The organism is Patescibacteria group bacterium (assembly GCA_020148045.1).
Lineage (GTDB): Bacteria > Patescibacteriota > Minisyncoccia > Minisyncoccales > GWA2-38-27 > JAHCRG01.
The window spans coordinates 1-17,281 of record JAHCRG010000020.1 but is presented as its reverse complement, the minus strand read 5'-3'; the positions used below and the strand labels follow the sequence as shown (position 1 = coordinate 17,281).

The following is a 17,281-nucleotide window of genomic DNA, read 5'->3' as shown; positions in this document are numbered from 1 at the left end:
CCATTATCTTTTAAAATCCGCTTTGCCTCTTTTATTGCCCTTGAAGGATAAGGCAAATGTTCCAGCACATGCCAAAGACAAACCGCATCAAAGAAATTTTCCCGATAGTCTAAATTTTCAAGTTGCCCAACAGAAAGCGCTATATCAAATTCATCTTTTGCAAATTCGACTGCATATTGTGAAGTCTCTGTGCCAAAACACTGCCATCTGCCTGTCCTTTTGGCTATAGATAAAAATTCACCCCGACCCGCTCCTACATCTAAGATTTTTTCTCGCTGAATAAATTTCTCCAAAAAAATAAATCTTTTTTCGTGCATCAGTTGTGCTTCTGGCTTTATCTTTCCCCAACCAGGGCAATTTCTATAATTCCAATCATAAATTTTAGAAATCTCTTTTGGGGTTGGACGGGGAGTAACAAACTTTAATCCACACTTCCTGCATTGCAGTATATGTCCTTTTCTATCAATCAGTTTAGCCTCGGAACTGCCGCAAAAGTCGCAATGCAATATTGTTTCGTATTTGACATCCATTGAAAATTCAGCTTCGACTTATTTTTGTCTTATTAGCTCCCAATACTTTGCCCATTTCAAAAAGTGAATGTATGAATCAAAAATACAATAGATAAGGCCGTGCACACCGTCGCGAAAGCCCTGTTTTTTAACATATGTTTTCCAGAACAGCTTTAAAGGTTTTATAGTCAGGTGGTATCTTATTTCTTTATTATTCACTAATCCGTGTTCTCTCAATAGTCTTTTTGCTTCTACTGATGTATAATAATTCTGCCTTTCAGCAAATTGGCTGATACTTTGAGATACATAATGTTCCATATCCGCATTTATGTATCCTATCTTCCCCTGCACATCTACAAGTTCATGCACACTGGCTCCCACATATTTACCAGCGCTTTTTCTAAACATTCTCAAAAAATCATGATACCACCCGCCATACAAAAGAGGTTTGCCTAAGAAATAATTCTTTCGCTTAAACTTATAGCCGGCACAATCTGAATTATCTGCGAGCACCTTTTGAATGCCCTGTCTTAATCCTTCACTAACTATTTCGTCCGCATCCATCTGCAATATCCAATCACCGCCGGCATTGTCTATGCCGATATTGCGCTGGCGGTCAAAGTTCCCTTCGGACTTGTGAGAAATTACTCCGGCGCCGTATTTTTGGCAAATCTCTACTGTGCAGTCTTCGCTTAAATCATCAACGACAACAATCTCATTGGCCCATTTTACGCTCTCTAAACAAGGGGCAATCTTGTCTTCTTCATTTTTAGTAATAATAACTACGGAAAGCGTCTCTTTAGACATTGCCCGTCCTTTTTAATTCCCAATATTTAGCATAACTTAAGAGTTGATAAAGACCGGCAAAGATAGAGACCATAAAACCTGTAAATCCATCTTTGTACGCCTTTTTACGGAAGAAGGTGCGCATAAAACGGTCGTATGTGCGCCAGAGGGCGCGTCCCAAACCCATCCGTCTTTTATCTTTAACCCATTTAATTGCCTCAAGGGTAGTTTGTCTGTTCATTTTATTCAGGAAATCATCAAAGTTTTTATAAGAATAATGGATTATATCGCTATTCAGCTTTCCGCAAGTGCCGTTTAAGAATGCGCGGGGATGGACCTCAACTTCTTCCCAGCGGAAATCTTGCTTTTCAAACAACTTTAATTGTGCGCTAGGGTACCAACCGCCATGCTTAACCCAATAATTTCCAATATAATTTCTGCGGGGAATAGAAAAACCTTTGAACTCACCGGGATTACTTATTACCTCAGCTATTTCCTCTTTTAATTTCGGTGTTACCCTCTCGTCAGCATCTAAACTTAATACCCAGCTATTGCGCGCCTGGCCATAGGCCCAGTTGCGATGCCTGCCTTCGATATCCATCTTTTTTTGAAAGATTCTATCCGTATAGTTCTGGGCAATCTCTACTGTCCTATCTCTGCTATTATCATCAACTACAATAAGTTCATCCGCCCAGTTAACCGATTCCAGGCATTCTTTAATATTTACTTCTTCATTCCTGGTAATAACCACAACAGATAGGGGAATTTTATTGCGCATAGACTACCTCTGCTTTGTGAAAGAGCTTAAAATTGTCCAACCTTTTTGCATAATCTTCATCATCCGCATATATCCTGTCAAATTTCTTTTTGCGTTTCAGGATTCGCCAAATACTGACTAAACTAAAGAAAGACCTTGGTAAATTATAGATATAAACATTAGAGTGTTCATTAATCTTTTGCCTATCTTTACCTTTTAAAAAAATCCAGATAATATTTCCCTGGCAAGCCAATTTTACGGCCTCTGCGTTTATTTTCTCTGTATATGCCGGATTATGTTTAGTTAAAATATAAAGGATGCGCTCTATCCTTCCCCATTTAGAGAAAAAGATTTGCCGGTTGCGCTCAAAGTCGCGGTCAAATTTCTTAAATTTCATAAATGAACGTCTTTCGCGATGATAAACGTAAGCTGCCTTTGCGCAAACAGAAAGAAACCCTGCTCGCTGCGCCCTTTTACTAAAATCGGCGTCTTCAAAAGTCCCCATACCGTATATTTCATCAAAAAGCCCAACTTCTTGAATAACTTTGCGTTTAATAAGCATACAGAAACCGCTTGCCCAGGGCAGCCTGGAATACTCTCCCGAATAAGATTCTAATTCTTGAGCAACTACTTCTAACGATTGTCTCTTCTTCGGCTTCCATCCTAATGTATTGCTATTTGGATTAACTATACCTATATCGTCTCTTGCCTCTGCTACTTTGACCATTTCCGCCAGCCAGCCTTCAGCAACTTGAGTATCATTATTTAGAAGGCAGACATAAGGAGCCGTAGAGCGTTTTATTCCCTGATTAACGGCCTTAATAAATCCCAGATTATTTTCATTTCCAACCAAAACTAAGTCCAAATTCTTATTTTTCTTTAAATTCTCAAGATACTTTTTAGTCTCAATGTCACTTCCGTTATCGATAACAATCAAAGTATAAGGATATAATGTATTTTTGGTAATATTCTTTATGCATTCTTTTGTCAATTCTAACTGGTTCCAAACAGGGATTATAATATCGCTTTTCATTTTTTAATAGCAGTTATATTAATAGATGTAGCCAATTTCTCTCCGGAAAAAGCTTCATTCTCTAATTTTTTAACATAAAACTTGTGCTCTTCCAATAAATACCTTATGGAATTTTTTGTAAAAATATCTTTGTGCAATTGATATGGCGAATTTTTTGCAGTAGGGTCTCCGTGAGTAAGCCTGTAAACATTGAATAAATCAAATTCTTTGCCTATAATATCTGCTTCCTTTTTATGGTAAGCCTCAATTATTGCATCAAAATCCGGAAGCCATTTAATAATCAGAGTCCCTTCTTTTTTCAAAATTCTATGGAAGTGCTGCAAAATCATATGTTGATCATACCTATAAAAATGTTCAAAAACGCTTTCCAGTCTAATCTCTGAAGCAATATTAGAAGAAATAAGATATAACTCTTTTGGAATATCCATTATTAAATCTGAGCCTTCTGTCGGGACAACATCTATGTTAACATATCCTTGTAATTTTTTATCACCGCAACCAATATGAAATTTTACATCCTCCTTAAGAAAATCGTCAATCCGCTTCTTGAGAATATTTTTTCTTCTATACAGAACCCATGTCCAGCGCCTGCTTGTCTGTTTAAAAAACTTTTTTAATTTTGCCATCTTTTCTTTTTTAGTAAAAAACTTCCTATAGCAAGATATCTCAAGCCGCTACCTTTAAACATCACTAAAGCATCTTCAGGAGTGCATACTATAGGCTCTCCTCTTCTATTAAGAGAAGTATTTATTACGGCCGGCACGCCTGTCTTGCGATAAAAGTTTTCTATTATTTTATAAAACTTAGGATTTATTTCTTTCTCTACTACCTGGGGCCTGCAGGTTCCATTAACATGAACGACCTCAGGAATTCTATCTCGCCAATTCCCATTAATTTTAAAGGCTATGGTCATAAAGGGCGCAGAATGATTTGAATTAAGAATCTCAGAGGCAAACTCTTTAAGAATAGACGGACAAAAAGGGCGCCATTTCTCTCTAAATTTAATAAGGGCGTTTATTTTATCTGCCGTGCCTTTTATGGCAGGATTTCCCAGAATGCTTCTATTTCCTAAAGCGCGCGGGCCCCACTCCATTTTGCCCTGGAACCATCCTACTATATTTCCTTTGCATAATAATTTTGCGACAACCTCACAAATATTATTCTCATAATTGAAAGGGAACTTGAATTTTCTAATTTCTGCTTCTATTTCTTTATCGCTGTACTCTGGGCCTAAATAAACATGCTTCATTGGTTCGATTCTTTCACCTAATTGAGCGGCTGCATAGACTGCAGCCCCCAGAGAAGTCCCTGCATCATTAGAAGCCGGCTGCACCCATAGATCTTTTATATAAGGATGCTCTAATAAAATTCTATTTAATGCAACATTTAAGGCGCATCCTCCAGAAAAACAAAGCGTCTTGTGTCCTGCCAAATTCTCTTTTAAATAGGCATCTATTAACCTTAAAGTCATTTCTTCCAATTTCTTCTGAGTAACGGCGGCAATATGGATATAGGGTTCGGATAAACCGTCTCCGGTGCGTTCAGACCCGAATTCTTCAACCATCTTTTTGGAATACACCTTTTCCAGCCGAAATCTCTTTTTTCTTCTTACCCAAATATAATCGTCGTTACATCTATAGGATTTCTTCTTATCATTCCACCAGATGATATGGTCAAAATTTATCCTCTCAGGGTCTCCATAAGCAGCCATCCCCATAACCTTATATTCGCCGTTTTCCCTGCGAAAGCCTAAATAGTCAGTCATAGTAGCATAAAGATTCCCTAAGGAATCGGGCGCGACAACCTCTTTAATTATTTTTATTGTTTTATTTTCGGCATGACCTAAAAGAGTTGAAGTTATTTCCCCTCCGCTGTCAATAGATAAAATAGCCGCTTCCTCAAACCCAGACAAAAAGAAACTGGAAGCCCCGTGCGCAAGATGGTGCTCTACCCATTTTATTTTAAGGTTATTTAAACCAAAACCGCATTGTTTTAACGTATCGCGTATAAAGCGTAATTGATCTTTTAACTCTTTTCCATTACAAAAGAACTTTTTATAAGCCCGGGAGGGATGGCTAAATAGAGTGCGCGCGAAATATTCCCTTCGTTTCCTTTTTAATGCTTCCGCAGACCACGGATAAGCAATATAATCTATATCGGAAGGTTTAAGCCGTGCCTGCTTTAGACAAAAATTAACTGCGTTTACCGGCCTCTGGCCCTGGGCGTGTTTTTTTCTTGTAAACCTTTCTTCTTCTGCGGCAGCAACTATTTTCCCATCAATAACCAAGGCAGCAGAGGAATCATGGCCAAAAGGGGCTGCAATTCCTAAAATTTTCATATTTCACTCATATTTTTTCAAATCAGCTAAGTCTTTTATTAAATCTTTTTCGTTTTTTAAACAAGTCTGGAGTTCTTTAATTAAATAATTATTTCTTATAAAGGGGAACTTCCTAAGAAATTGACTAATTTTAGATGAACAAAGGATAGAACTATACCGTTTGCACGAAGTGTGTCTAAAGTTATCTACTATATTTAATACAGACCTCATCCTCAACATAGAGTTTGTGGAATATTTCATTATGCAATTTGTATGTTCTATATCTAATCCTTTTTGGTTGCTTATAACAAATAATTTATTCTGGTTTCTTAACAATAACAATCCAAAGTTTTTTAGCAAAGGAAGATCTCCATTCAAGAAAGAATCGATGATTAAGAGAATTCTTAAAGGCCTGCCCCATCGCTTATAAAAAATTTTCCCTTTATTCTGAAAAAGAGTGTCGGCGCCTGATGTCCCTAAGACTTCAGGGTAGGTTGTGCTCTTATAATGCCAGACAAACGCTCCCTTTGCCCTTACGCATCTAAATCCTGCCTTTATGGCTCTGGCCGAATAATCCCAGTCATCGTAATAACCAGGCGAAAAAGTCTCATCCAACCCTCCAACTTTATTTATTACTTTTCTTTTTATAAGAAGACAAAATCCCCTTGCCCAATCTGTTTCTATGAAGTTTCCGCGCTGTTGAGTAACTATCTTACTAAAATAATCCTCCCGCGTTCCTCTATATCGCTTTGGTAGTTCCCACAAAGGATTAACTATGCCGGTTAATTCGTCCTTTTCTGCAGCACCAATCATTTCAGAGAGCCATCCCGGATATACCACGGTATCGTTATTCATAACACATAGATATGAAGAATCCGAATGGAAGAGACCTTGATTGACTGCTTTAACCCAGCCCAGATTCTCACTATTCCTGATTAAACTAACCTGCTCAGGGCTTTTTTCTTTAACGCTATCTAAATATTGCGCTGTGCGGGCATCGCTGGCGTTATCAACTATAATCAATCTAAAGGGAAAAGATGTAGATTTAAACAGAGAACTCAAGCATTCTTTTGTATGCCTTAACTGATTCCAAATAGGAACAACAATATCGCAACTCATGGTATGTTTATAGGCAATAATTTTTTCCACTTTTCTCTGAATTTTTTGTAATTTACATTTAATAACTCGTAATCGTCCGGGACAAGTTCTTTATAGTTTTTAGATCTTCGCGTAACGCCGCCATTTGACAGATGCATCGCTTCTATATTTACAACAACATTTCTATACCCCAAGTTCAATGAGGCTAAAGAGATATCCAAATCATAACAATGCATGTAACCATAATTTTCATCTAAACCATCTGTTTCTTCAAAGATGATTCGCCTTACAACAAAGCAGAGCCCATCTATCACAGCCACATCTTCAATACCTCTCTGCATGGGGTTATTTAGATCTTCGTTTTGCAGATTATGGACCAAAGAGGATTCACCAACCAGCCCTTTTTTGTTTATCCTCTTTCTACCAGCAAGTCCTGCTATACCAATGTCTTTATTTGAATCCATAATATTTATAATTTTTCCAAGCCAATCTTTTTCAAAAATCAATACATCATTATGCATAATACATATGTAATCGGACTTGCATACTCTAATGCCCTGATTATACCCATAGATTGGCCCCAGATTCCTATCGTTTCTTATATATCGCAGATGGAGTTTAGGAGACTTGAATTCTGAAAAAAACTGCTGCGTTCCATCACTAGAGCCGTTATCTATAATAATAAGATTGAAATGCATCTGTGTATTCTCAAGAAGTTTCTCAAGGCAAAGTTTACTATAGGGGAGCATGTTGCACACGGGAATTATAATATCGCCAGTCATTATTTTCTTCCTTTATAAATTGGCCAGCTTTGGATAATTATCCGCAAGTTTTTCTTTTATATAATCAAGCATGTTAGCAAGACGTATTTCATAGGTATGTTCTCTGGTAACTAGTTGATGGCCATTTCTGGCTATCTCTTCGCGCTCTCCCTCATGAGTGAGATAGTAATCTATAAGCCTGAATAGTTCCCCTTGGTTTCTGTAAGTAAGCAAATGTTTACCATTTTCAAATAGTTCACTAAAACCGTTTCCTTTAATCCGGTTGGTTATCAACAATGCGCCGCAGCTCATTACTTCAAACATCCTCATATTTATATCATTTCTAATAGAATAATTAAAACCTATTTTAGAAGCGCTATAAATCTGGCTCATTTCTGTAAAGGGGGCTTTCCCCAGGAAACTTCTGGGATACCGCTTGCCCAACTCTCTTAACAAAGTCTTACGCAAAGTTTTTTTTGCTTCTGTTCCCACAAAACCAATATCATATCTTTTGGGAACATCCAATCTTTTATGAATCTCTGGATCGCATCCTAACGGAAGCCATTCAGCCGAAATACCCCTCCACTTTAACGCTTTTATGCTCCTTTTCTGAGCACAGATCACAAAATCATAGTGTCTTGCCTGTTTAACTATTTTCTTGAACGGTTTTTTAAGATGTGTATCGATAGCCAGAAAGACTTGCGGCCTTAAATATCGCGGTAAATCGTATTTGTAATCGCCGTGGTCTATGCGCAAATAAAGGTCATAATCGGCTCTTATGCTTTCAGAACCTTGGGTCCAATAATGGTCTATTCTGTGCGGCGATTTTTCGAGGGCCTGTTGAAAATAGTCGCCGGTTCCGCCCTTTGCCTCACAATTAAATATCAGCGCTATTTTTAACGTCGCCAATTTTCAACTCTCCATTATTTTGTTCATGGAATTTGGACTTGATAACATCAAATACCTCTTGCGCAGAAATATCTCTAATGCACCGGCGATTGCGGGTGCAAGCTGGAAGTTTGAATCTTCTGTAGCAAGGGCGGCAATTTATAGCTTTACTAACTACGATATGTTCTGGTCCCGGAGGATACGGCCCATATACCCTCTCATCTACCGGGCCAAAGACAGAAACTGTGAACACATTCTGGCTGACCGCTACATGTAAAGGCCCCCCATCATTGCAAACTACCAAATTACATTTACCGAGCAAGGCAGCGAATTGCTTCAGGAATGTCTTCCCGCAAGCGCTGATAGCTTTTCCCTGCATAGCATCTTGAACTCGCCGGCAAATATCCTCTTCTGAAGAATCACCAAAAATTATAATCTTAGCGTTTAACTCAACAATTAATCTATCAGCCAGTTTTGCGTAATTTTCCCATGGCCAATGGCGATAAGAGAAATCCTTTCCCCAGCTGGCTCCTCCTGCAGGAATGATGCCTACAATTAAATCGCCTCCCTTTAAGTCGTTATTTTTGAAAAAGTCATCAGCCCAGTTTTTATCTCTAACAGGAATACTCATCCTTAAATTAAATCGTTTTGATTTGATATTTAAAAACTTCAGTAAATCTAAATAGTAATCGGCTATGGGTTTATCATTGTAACCGCTGATATTAATCTTATGAGTTAAAAAACGCCCGCGATTTCTGTAATTATAACCAATCCTTTTTTTTACACCAATAATCCAGAAAAATAAATTATATTGATGGCCTAAAGATAAATCTATTGCCACATTAAATCTTTTTTTCTTTATCTGCGTAAAAAAAGAAACGAATTTTTTAATGCATTTAAATTTTTCCTGTTTCCAAAGGTCTCGGTATTCATCTTTCTCAAAAACAAATATTTCATTTATCTGCGGATTGCCATAGAGGACGTCTTTTACCCTGATATTGCAGATATAGCCGATGTAACTTTCAGGATATGCCTCTCTTAAATTAGCAACTAAAGGAGTAGAAAAAAGCACATCGCCGATGCCAAAAGGATTAATGATTAATATTCTCATTTAATTGTCTTTCTACTGCTTTTAAAACTTCCTCAGGACTAATTGAAGTCAAACATCTAAAATTATACGGGCATTCTCTATCCAGACAAGGGCTACATCCGGGGTCTTTATGTAAAACTATATGTCCTTCGCCCCAGGGGCCCCAGCGTTCAGGGCTGACGCCGGGAATATTGCGGCCAAATACTACTACAGTGGGCGTCCGGCAAGCAGCAGCAATATGCACCGGCCCGCTATCATTGGAGATAACCAAAGCACATCTTTGAAAAAAGGCAGCCAGTTGTTTGAGTGTCAACTTTCCGGATAAATTGATTGGCGGATATTTGGTTAGAGAAATCAACTCTATAACTGAGTCTCTTTCTTGCGTTCCCCCAATAATAGCTACTTTTGCAGCGAATCTTGAATGTAATTCATCAGCCACAGAGGCAAAATTCTCTTTGGGCCAGGATTTAGCGGGATTGCTTGAATGCGGATGTATGGCGATTACCAAATCTTTATCTCTAATTGCGTATTTTAATAATAAATCTTCTACGAACCGGGTGTCTTCTTTCTCTACTGCTATGGATGTATTTTTTTCGTTTGTATCTGCACCAATGCTACGCACTAAGTCGAGATTATATTCTACTTCATGCTTTTGTCCCAGGGATTTTTTATCTTCCATTTTATGAGTTAAAAGAAAACTCCATTTTCTATCATATCCTAAACGCTGGGGAATACCCGCAAGATATGTCAGAATATGAAATCTTTTTGTGGGATTGAATACCACGGCTAAATCATATTTTCCTTTGCGTATTTGCCGCAGAAGTCGTAATCTTGTAAATATACTTTTATTCCACTTGTCTTCATCAAAAGTTAAAATTTGGTCTATTTCCGGGCTACCTGCGAGCAATTCCTTGACAACAGGATTAACCAGAACAACAATGGATGAATTAAAGCTTCGTTTAAGCGCGCGGATTGCTGGAATATTAAGTAAGGCCTCGCCTAAACCACAATATCGGGCGGAATTTCCGACTTTTCCAACTCTATCTGTGCGAATTACCAATATTTTATGGATTTTATCTTTATCTATTTTGACCATGTTAAGTTTTCTAATTTAGGTTGAAAACATAAACCGATTAAAAACAATCCCAGGATTCCCGCAAAGCCGTTTATAATTACATCTTTTGTTTCATACACCCGATTAGGCAATATATATTGTATGCCCTCGTCCAAAAAGCCGAGACAGAAGACAGCTATCCCTGACCAAAGATATATAGATTTATCCCTGATATTATGCCTTAAGGCCCTGAATACAAAAAGGCTTAGCAGGCCATATTCAAGAAAATGTACCCTCTCAATAGAAAGTTCTAACCTGCTTAAGCCCCAGGCGTAAGCAGAGGCTAAAATTAAAAGCCAAATAAAACTACGGATACCTTTTTGCCTAGAGATTAAATAGTAAATAACAGAAAGCCCGATAAAGCCTAAAATAAAAGGCGCAACATAATCGGCAAAATTTCCTGTATATCTTGTAAACTTTTCCCATAATCCGGGCATCATTGGCAGGCTAATATAAATAAGGAGGGCATAAGAAAAAACAATCGCCCAGTCTCTTATTTTCTCGGTTTTATACCTTTTCAAAGGCAAAGTCTCGCTGTAAGGCTGCATTTAATCCCAGCATAATCCAGAACAAAACCGATAACTGCAGAGAATACAGATTCGTATCCACAGCGCTGTGCACTAAAGTAACTATTATGCCAGCGGAAATGCCGGCCAAAACTGCATGATAGAATTTATCTTTTATCTTCTTTAAAAAAATTATAGTATGAATGAAAAACGTGCCTATGAGCCATAAAAAGCTCACCAGTCCGACAATGCCTGTTTCGGCAGCAATCTGGAGATAACAATTATGGGCGTAGGGAATTAATCCTTGTGTTTTAAAATAATAATAATCTTTGCCAAAACTCGCAAAATTACCCATAAAGGTACTTAAGCCGTGTCCAAATAAAGGCCTATCCCTTATCATCCGCACGGCTACTTCCCAGATTGCCTTTCTGTCCAGGCTGGATGTATCTGAAAGCACGAAAATAGTTTTCAGGCGGCCAAAAATATTATCAAAAGTTCCTGTTAAGTAAGGTATAATCATGATAAGAACAAGCAAAAAGGCAGCTGTACCGTATATTGTCTTTTTATTCTCCAATAAGCCCAAAAAAAAGACTCCTGCTATAAGGCCAATCCAAACACCCCGGACAAGTGAGATAAACACCAAACTCAGTAATAGCATCGATTCTATTCTTAAGAGATATTTTAGCCGTTTCTTAAGTTTCAAAAAGTAAAGAGCCAGAGGCAAACAAAGAACCGGCGCAAGATATCCGGCCAAATCTCCGGGCATCTGAAAGCTCCCGGTTATTCTTCCCGCCTCTAATGTTCTGTGGCGCAAAAAATCAAAACCAAAAAAGTATTGAAATATACAATCTATGCCAATCATTGCCGCCGAAGCCAGCATCACGATTACAATATTTTTTAGCCTTCTTTTATCGCAAGCAAACTCCGAAACGATAAAAAATAATAATATGTACTCCATTGTCTTACTACCAAAATTCTTCAAACTCAAAGCAAAATTGCTGCTAAATATTACTGATAAAAAAGTGGCCAGAATGTATGCAATTATGGCTATATTAAGATACGTAGAAACCGGGCGCCAGTTAAATATCTTTTTTACTATCCAGGTCAGAATAATAAAGGTTGCCGATATTTCAATTATTGCCTTAGAAAATGGGAGACAAAAAATCAATATATATAGAAAAATCTCTATAATTCTATCGCAATAATCGGCAATCCTGTTTTTATTCAAATTCATCACTCCCATAAAATGCCGCCCATTCGCTTATATTTTACTCCGCATTTCCGACATTCCTGGAAAAGGCTATCCAGGGTCTCTTGTTTTGCCGAAGGGATGGCAATAATAATCTCTTCCACACCTTTATCTCTAACCAATTGCGCAAGTTTATCCCGCCTTCCCAAAACAGGAACGCCGTGAATTCTTCTACCTGCCTTCTTTGGGTTGTCGTCCAAAAAACCTACGGGATGATAATTTAATTTCTTATTATAGCGGATTTCGCGCAAGACCATCTCTCCGGCATCGCCAGCGCCAAAAATGAGAACCTTCTTTTCTCCCGACCTTAAAGAAATAAAGGATTCCCGTAAGACCCTGATTAATATTCTGGTTCCAGAAGCTAAAAATAGTATTAATATCCAATCAATAATAAAAACAACGCGTGAATACTCTTGAAATCTAAAAAAGAAGGTCAAAAATAGAATCGTTAATACCGAACTTGCCGATACTGCTTTAAAGATAGCCACTAAGTCTTTTATACCGATATAGCGCCAGATACCCTGATAAAGTCCAAAATAATAAAAACAACCAAGTCTTGCGATAATCAGCCAGGGTAAGGAATTTATCATTAATGAAAAATTGGTAGAAGATATCTTCCCTTCGAAACGAAGCAGATATGCTGTGTAGTAAGAAATACAGATAAGAACCAGGTCAATTATTACTTCAGCGATACGACGCTTATGGAGAAATATGGTATTTAGTACTGTTTTTCTTTTTTGGGAGTGGCTCTTTCTTAAAGATTCTATTTCTTTATCTGAATAAATCTTTGTTTCGCCTAAAAATACACCGAAAAAGAAAAGGACAATAATCGCCAATGCCGCTAAAATAGAAACAATAATTATATCTATCCGGGCATAAAGTAGAGCAATCAAGCCAAAAAGAATACTCAATAGATATAAAAGCAAAACTGTCTTGCGCTCAGATAAACCCAAAAGCACCAACCGATGGGATGTATGGTCTCTTCCTCCTCGGGAAACCGGTTGACCCTTAAACCTGCGTATCAGGGCAACAAAAGTGGTATCAAAGATAGGCACACCGAGAATCAGGACCGGAATGGCTAAGGTAACTATCAAATTGGAAATATGCCCGGCGGTACCGATTATGGCAATTACTGCAATAGCCATTCCCAGGAATTGGCTGCCGCAATCACCCATAAATATCTTAGCCGGATAAAAATTATATCTTAAAAATCCCAGGCTTGCCCCGGCCAGAATTATAGAGAGTAAAGCTACGGTATGCATACCGCTTAACAAAGAATAAACAAAAAGAAAAGCACAGGATATAAAAGCAACTCCACAGGATAAACCATCCATATTATCCAGGAGGTTAAAGGCATTGGTAATGCCCACAATCCAAAAAATTGTCAAAGGTAAAACTATCCATCTTATAGGAATAATTTCGAAGTTTATGCCAAATGCCAAAATTATACAGGATGCAAAAATTTGACTAATTAATTTTAACTGAGGTTTTATATGAAGGATATCATCAATAAGACCAATCAAGAATATAAGCGACGTCCCCAACAACAATCCCGCTATTGTCTTATCAATTTTAATAAAGAAAAAAAGCGGAATTAGAAAAGCGATATATATGCCTATCCCACCCAAGAGAGGAGTAGCATTTTTATGCCACCTAAGCTGATTTGGCTTGGCCACCCAACAAAATTTATAAGTTATCTTTATTATAATCGGTGTTAAAGATAGAGATAATATTAAGGCTGAAGCAAATGCTATTGCATAAACCATTTTTATAACCTTTGAGCTTTTGAGCTAATCTTTATTTTGCTGTTTATGATACTCTATTACACTTTTCAGTATGCCTTCCAAATTCATCGTTGGCTTGTAGCCGATTAAATCCTGGATTTTGCTGATATCGGGAACTCTGCGCTGCATATCCTCAAAGCCTTCTTCATAGGCCTTATCGTAAGGGATATAAACAATCTGAGAATTACTATGCGTAAGCTGGATGACTTTTTTAGCTAATTCTTTAATAGTAATTTCTTCCTGACTTCCCACATTAAAAACCTGCCCTACGCTTTTAGGATTTTGCATTAACTTAACCAATGCGCCGACCACATCCTGAACATGAAGAAAACATCTGGACTGGCAGCCATCTCCATAAACAGTTAAAGCTTCGCTCTTTAAGGCCTGGGTAACGAAACGAGGTATGACCATTCCATAGGCCCCGGTTTGCCTGGGCCCTACTGTGTTAAACAATCTAACAATAATGGTAGGCAGACCTTTCTCTTTCCAATACACATAAGCCAACATCTCATCCACAGCTTTAGCCGTGGAATACCCCCACCTGCTTTTTAAGGGAGAGCCTAAAATTCTATCGTCGTTTTCTTTTAAAGGGCCATTTGTATTTTTACCATAGATTTCGGAAGTAGAAGTAATCAAGACCTTTTTATTGTAACGCTGGGCCATATCCAAAACTATCTCGCTTCCTTTGATATTAGTAGTCAAAGATTCCAACGGCTCTTTAACTATCAACTCTACACCCACTGCCGCGGCCAGATGGAATATTATATTGGCCTTCTCGCAAACTTTATCCACCAATTGTTCGTTAAGGACGCTACCCACGACCAAATTAAACTTTTTATTGTCTTTAAGATGGACAACATTCTCATATCTGCCTGTGGACAAATTATCCAAAGCCGTAACCTCATCGCCCATATTAAGTAACTTTTCGCATAAATGCGAGCCAATGAAGCCTGCACCGCCGGTAATTAGTACTTTCATAAGAACTCCTTCCCATATAAAACCTCTATATCCTTAATTAACCGCTCCTTACTAAATCTATCTTTCACCTTGTCTCTGCCATATTCTCCCATTGCTTTTATCAATCCCGGATTATCCAATAACTTAATTATAGCCTGAACAAACTTTTCTGTATCCTGAGAGGTAACTAAAAAGCCACTTCTTCCCTCTTTAACTACATCGCTTACTCCTCCCACGCAAGCAGCTACGCAAGGGCGTGCTGCTGCCTGGGCCTCAATTAAGGCCACTGGGGTACCTTCGTTTAAAGAGGTTAAAGCCACTATATCCAATTCAGAATATACCTTCTCTAAATCTCTTATCCATCCCCTAAAAGACACATCCTCACTTATGCCTAATCTTTTGGCATAGTTTTCCAGCTCCTGCCGCAAAGGCCCGTCTCCAACTATTAAGAATTTCACCCTCTGTTTAAATCCCAAAGTATCTTTAATCCGCTTGGCTGCGTCTAAAAACATCTTATGATTCTTTATCGGCACTAAACGCCCAATAACGCCCACTGATTTGTAATCCCTATTTCTTGAACCCTTATTTTCGAGCCTTAAATACTTCTCCAGCTCTAAACCCAAGGCAACGGTAACAATTTTGTGAGAACCGGCTATCTTTAATTCAACTAACTCCTTTCTTAAATTCTCACTGACCGCTATAATCTTATCCGTAAATATAGCCAAAAACCTTTCTATCCGGATAAACAGCGCACTTTTTATTCTGCCAAAATAACTATGCAATACATGGCCGTGGAAGGTGTGTATCAGCGTACACTTCTTTTGAGCTGAAGGCTGAAAGCTGAAAGCTGAAAGCAAATTGTAAAACATCCCCGCTAATCTTCCTAAGCCACCGGCCTTGGCGGTGTGGGTATGAATTATGTCTGGTCTTTCGCTTCTAATCAAACAAAATAATTTCCAGAAAGCAATAATGTCATTGCGCATATTTAAGGTGCAACCTAACTCAGGGATAATTATTGGTCCAACTCCTTTTTCCTCAGCTAGATAAAACATATCTCCTTCGTACTTTTCTGCCAGACCGGTAACTAAGATGGCTTCAAACCGACTTTTATCCAGCCCTTCGGTAAGCAAAATCGTATGTATCGCCGGTCCGCCAATATTTAACCTGGCAATTATCCTCAAAATCTTAATTTTCTTAGACACATCTAATCCATCCGCATCTTTCTTAAAAATACGCTGCTCTTTTTAACAGTTGGCCAACCTGCAGGGCAAGATAACCCGGCAGCGCCTGCAGACAAAAACAATACCCGTATAAAGAAACCCCATAAACCCATCTGTTTTTGCAAAATAACAGATAGAACCGCATTGACCAAAACTGCCGTAATCACAATTATACTTATTATCTTCACGGGAGAAAAAATAAGTTGTTTTCTTGTATCCTCCGCTACATTAACCGTTGAACTGGCTTTTGAGTAACGAATTATCCTATCCCTCCATCTTTTATAAAAATTAATCAAATATCGCAGCGCTCGGCTATCATCTAAAAGGACTGAATCTATTTCTTTTATTTCGCTAATCCTTCCCCAAAAACTATATCTAAAACAAACCTTTATCCTCTCATTCATTTTCTTAATTAATCGGTGAGTAAGACTCTCTAAATAGACAGAGCTTATCTTCGCCTCCATAGTCAGATAGGCCTCTTTTAAATCTCTTAATTGTCTTAAAAGAATACTGTTTTCAACACCCCGGTTCATCTTCTTATCACAAATCTCTAATCTCTTCTATTCCAATTATCCTCCCCGCAATATCATATTCATCAGTCCGTAGGACTAAACCATTGCCTATCTTTATTCTGGTTTCCTTGAAAAACAAACCCTTTTGTGTTTTGATGCAGAGACCTTCTATCAATAAAATAACATCTCTATTCACAGGATATTTAGCAATATTTACTTTCTCGCCTTCTTTAAGTAAAACCATAGTCTCTGTTGGCTCATTGTTAACGATAGACCTTACTTTAGCAAGCAAGGCTCCAGAGATATCTCTTTCCTCATCGCCCTCATTAATGCAACTGGTTAATTCGGGTATCAAATTTGTAAATTTTACCTTTAATATCACCCATTCTCTGTCAATTTTCTTAACCTGAGCAGGTTGTTTAATAATCAGTCCTTTTATTCTATATTTATTTGTATTAAACTCAATTATTGACTCAAGGGCTATCCTCTTGTCCTTAAAATAAAAGGTATTACCCTCAATTCTACCCATTATCTCCATCTTGGCTGAGACTTGTCTCTTTTTAGGGTCGGTGTGAGTGACGTAGTTGCCGCCACCTAAGTCAAGTTTGTAGCTGTAAGGCTCGGGTTTACCTTTAGACAAGGCCTTGGCAATAGTATCCCCGCTTTTATCCGCCTCAAAATCACCTACTGAGATTAACTT

General features: G+C 38.1%; 18 protein-coding genes. All 18 read right to left on the bottom strand.

The features are described from left to right. Window positions 1-530, bottom strand: a 530-nt coding sequence (locus KJA13_04245) for a class I SAM-dependent methyltransferase (protein ID MBZ9578204.1), incomplete at its 3' end; no start/stop codon positions are given. A gap of 18 nt (window positions 531-548) precedes the next feature. Next, a complete protein-coding gene (locus tag KJA13_04240; GenBank protein MBZ9578203.1) occupies window positions 549-1,316 on the bottom strand; it encodes a glycosyltransferase family 2 protein in 768 nt (255 codons plus the stop codon). Further along, window positions 1,309-2,073 (bottom strand): glycosyltransferase family 2 protein, encoded by a 765-nt coding sequence (locus KJA13_04235; GenBank protein ID MBZ9578202.1) that lies wholly within the window; start codon window positions 2,071-2,073, stop codon window positions 1,309-1,311. Before KJA13_04235 ends, KJA13_04240 begins: the two co-directional genes overlap by 8 nt. After that, complete coding sequence (locus KJA13_04230; GenBank protein ID MBZ9578201.1) at window positions 2,063-3,085, bottom strand: glycosyltransferase family 2 protein; 1,023 nt, start codon at window positions 3,083-3,085, stop codon at window positions 2,063-2,065. The genes KJA13_04235 and KJA13_04230 overlap by 11 nt, the downstream gene beginning before the upstream one ends. Next, window positions 3,082-3,711, bottom strand: a complete 630-nt coding sequence (locus KJA13_04225) for a hypothetical protein (protein ID MBZ9578200.1) — start codon at window positions 3,709-3,711, stop codon at window positions 3,082-3,084. The genes KJA13_04230 and KJA13_04225 overlap by 4 nt, the downstream gene beginning before the upstream one ends. Continuing rightward, window positions 3,699-5,423, bottom strand: a complete 1,725-nt coding sequence (locus KJA13_04220) for a carbamoyltransferase (GenBank protein MBZ9578199.1) — start codon at window positions 5,421-5,423, stop codon at window positions 3,699-3,701. Before KJA13_04220 ends, KJA13_04225 begins: the two co-directional genes overlap by 13 nt. A 3-nt stretch (window positions 5,424-5,426) precedes the next feature. Beyond that, on the bottom strand, window positions 5,427-6,551 hold the full coding sequence (locus tag KJA13_04215) for a glycosyltransferase family 2 protein (protein MBZ9578198.1): 1,125 nt from the start codon (window positions 6,549-6,551) through the stop codon (window positions 5,427-5,429). Continuing rightward, window positions 6,518-7,282: a glycosyltransferase gene (locus tag KJA13_04210; protein MBZ9578197.1), complete on the bottom strand. Its 765-nt coding sequence runs from the start codon at window positions 7,280-7,282 to the stop codon at window positions 6,518-6,520. The genes KJA13_04215 and KJA13_04210 overlap by 34 nt, the downstream gene beginning before the upstream one ends. Before the next feature lie 12 nt (window positions 7,283-7,294). Beyond that, a complete protein-coding gene (locus tag KJA13_04205) occupies window positions 7,295-8,170 on the bottom strand; it encodes a glycosyltransferase (GenBank protein MBZ9578196.1) in 876 nt (291 codons plus the stop codon). Continuing rightward, window positions 8,139-9,260 (bottom strand): glycosyltransferase family 9 protein, encoded by a 1,122-nt coding sequence (locus tag KJA13_04200; protein MBZ9578195.1) that lies wholly within the window; start codon window positions 9,258-9,260, stop codon window positions 8,139-8,141. Before KJA13_04200 ends, KJA13_04205 begins: the two co-directional genes overlap by 32 nt. Further along, window positions 9,241-10,335 (bottom strand): glycosyltransferase family 9 protein, encoded by a 1,095-nt coding sequence (locus tag KJA13_04195; GenBank protein ID MBZ9578194.1) that lies wholly within the window; start codon window positions 10,333-10,335, stop codon window positions 9,241-9,243. The genes KJA13_04200 and KJA13_04195 overlap by 20 nt, the downstream gene beginning before the upstream one ends. Further along, window positions 10,323-10,874: a VanZ family protein gene (locus KJA13_04190; protein ID MBZ9578193.1), complete on the bottom strand. Its 552-nt coding sequence runs from the start codon at window positions 10,872-10,874 to the stop codon at window positions 10,323-10,325. The genes KJA13_04195 and KJA13_04190 overlap by 13 nt, the downstream gene beginning before the upstream one ends. Continuing rightward, window positions 10,861-12,093, bottom strand: a complete 1,233-nt coding sequence (locus KJA13_04185) for an O-antigen ligase family protein (protein ID MBZ9578192.1) — start codon at window positions 12,091-12,093, stop codon at window positions 10,861-10,863. Before KJA13_04185 ends, KJA13_04190 begins: the two co-directional genes overlap by 14 nt. Beyond that, entirely contained in the window at window positions 12,093-13,874 is a 1,782-nt protein-coding gene (locus KJA13_04180; GenBank protein MBZ9578191.1) for a hypothetical protein, read from the bottom strand. Before KJA13_04180 ends, KJA13_04185 begins: the two co-directional genes overlap by 1 nt. 24 nt (window positions 13,875-13,898) lie before the next feature. Next, window positions 13,899-14,870, bottom strand: coding sequence for a GDP-mannose 4,6-dehydratase (locus tag KJA13_04175; protein ID MBZ9578190.1), 972 nt, complete (start codon window positions 14,868-14,870; stop codon window positions 13,899-13,901). Next, window positions 14,867-16,051, bottom strand: a complete 1,185-nt coding sequence (locus KJA13_04170) for a glycosyltransferase family 4 protein (GenBank protein MBZ9578189.1) — start codon at window positions 16,049-16,051, stop codon at window positions 14,867-14,869. Before KJA13_04170 ends, KJA13_04175 begins: the two co-directional genes overlap by 4 nt. 2 nt (window positions 16,052-16,053) lie before the next feature. Continuing rightward, the gene (locus tag KJA13_04165) at window positions 16,054-16,602 is read right to left on the bottom strand and encodes a hypothetical protein (GenBank protein ID MBZ9578188.1); all 549 of its coding nucleotides are present in this window, start codon (window positions 16,600-16,602) and stop codon (window positions 16,054-16,056) included. A gap of 7 nt (window positions 16,603-16,609) precedes the next feature. Then, window positions 16,610-17,281 (bottom strand): DUF4330 family protein (locus KJA13_04160; GenBank protein ID MBZ9578187.1); only part of this gene is annotated, 672 nt, incomplete at its 5' end.

Bases quoted from the DNA above. Each gene is read 5' to 3' on its own strand.
- KJA13_04240 (MBZ9578203.1), bottom strand. From the start codon at position 1,316: ATGTCTAAAGAGACGCTTTCCGTAGTTATTATTACTAAAAATGAAGAA.
- KJA13_04235 (MBZ9578202.1), bottom strand. From the start codon at position 2,073: ATGCGCAATAAAATTCCCCTATCTGTTGTGGTTATTACCAGGAATGAA.
- KJA13_04230 (MBZ9578201.1), bottom strand. From the start codon at position 3,085: ATGAAAAGCGATATTATAATCCCTGTTTGGAACCAGTTAGAATTGACA.
- KJA13_04225 (MBZ9578200.1), bottom strand. From the start codon at position 3,711: ATGGCAAAATTAAAAAAGTTTTTTAAACAGACAAGCAGGCGCTGGACA.
- KJA13_04220 (MBZ9578199.1), bottom strand. From the start codon at position 5,423: ATGAAAATTTTAGGAATTGCAGCCCCTTTTGGCCATGATTCCTCTGCT.
- KJA13_04210 (MBZ9578197.1), bottom strand. From the start codon at position 7,282: ATGACTGGCGATATTATAATTCCCGTGTGCAACATGCTCCCCTATAGT.
- KJA13_04200 (MBZ9578195.1), bottom strand. From the start codon at position 9,260: ATGAGAATATTAATCATTAATCCTTTTGGCATCGGCGATGTGCTTTTT.
- KJA13_04195 (MBZ9578194.1), bottom strand. From the start codon at position 10,335: ATGGTCAAAATAGATAAAGATAAAATCCATAAAATATTGGTAATTCGC.
- KJA13_04185 (MBZ9578192.1), bottom strand. From the start codon at position 12,093: ATGAATTTGAATAAAAACAGGATTGCCGATTATTGCGATAGAATTATA.
- KJA13_04180 (MBZ9578191.1), bottom strand. From the start codon at position 13,874: ATGGTTTATGCAATAGCATTTGCTTCAGCCTTAATATTATCTCTATCT.
- KJA13_04175 (MBZ9578190.1), bottom strand. From the start codon at position 14,870: ATGAAAGTACTAATTACCGGCGGTGCAGGCTTCATTGGCTCGCATTTA.
- KJA13_04165 (MBZ9578188.1), bottom strand. From the start codon at position 16,602: ATGAACCGGGGTGTTGAAAACAGTATTCTTTTAAGACAATTAAGAGAT.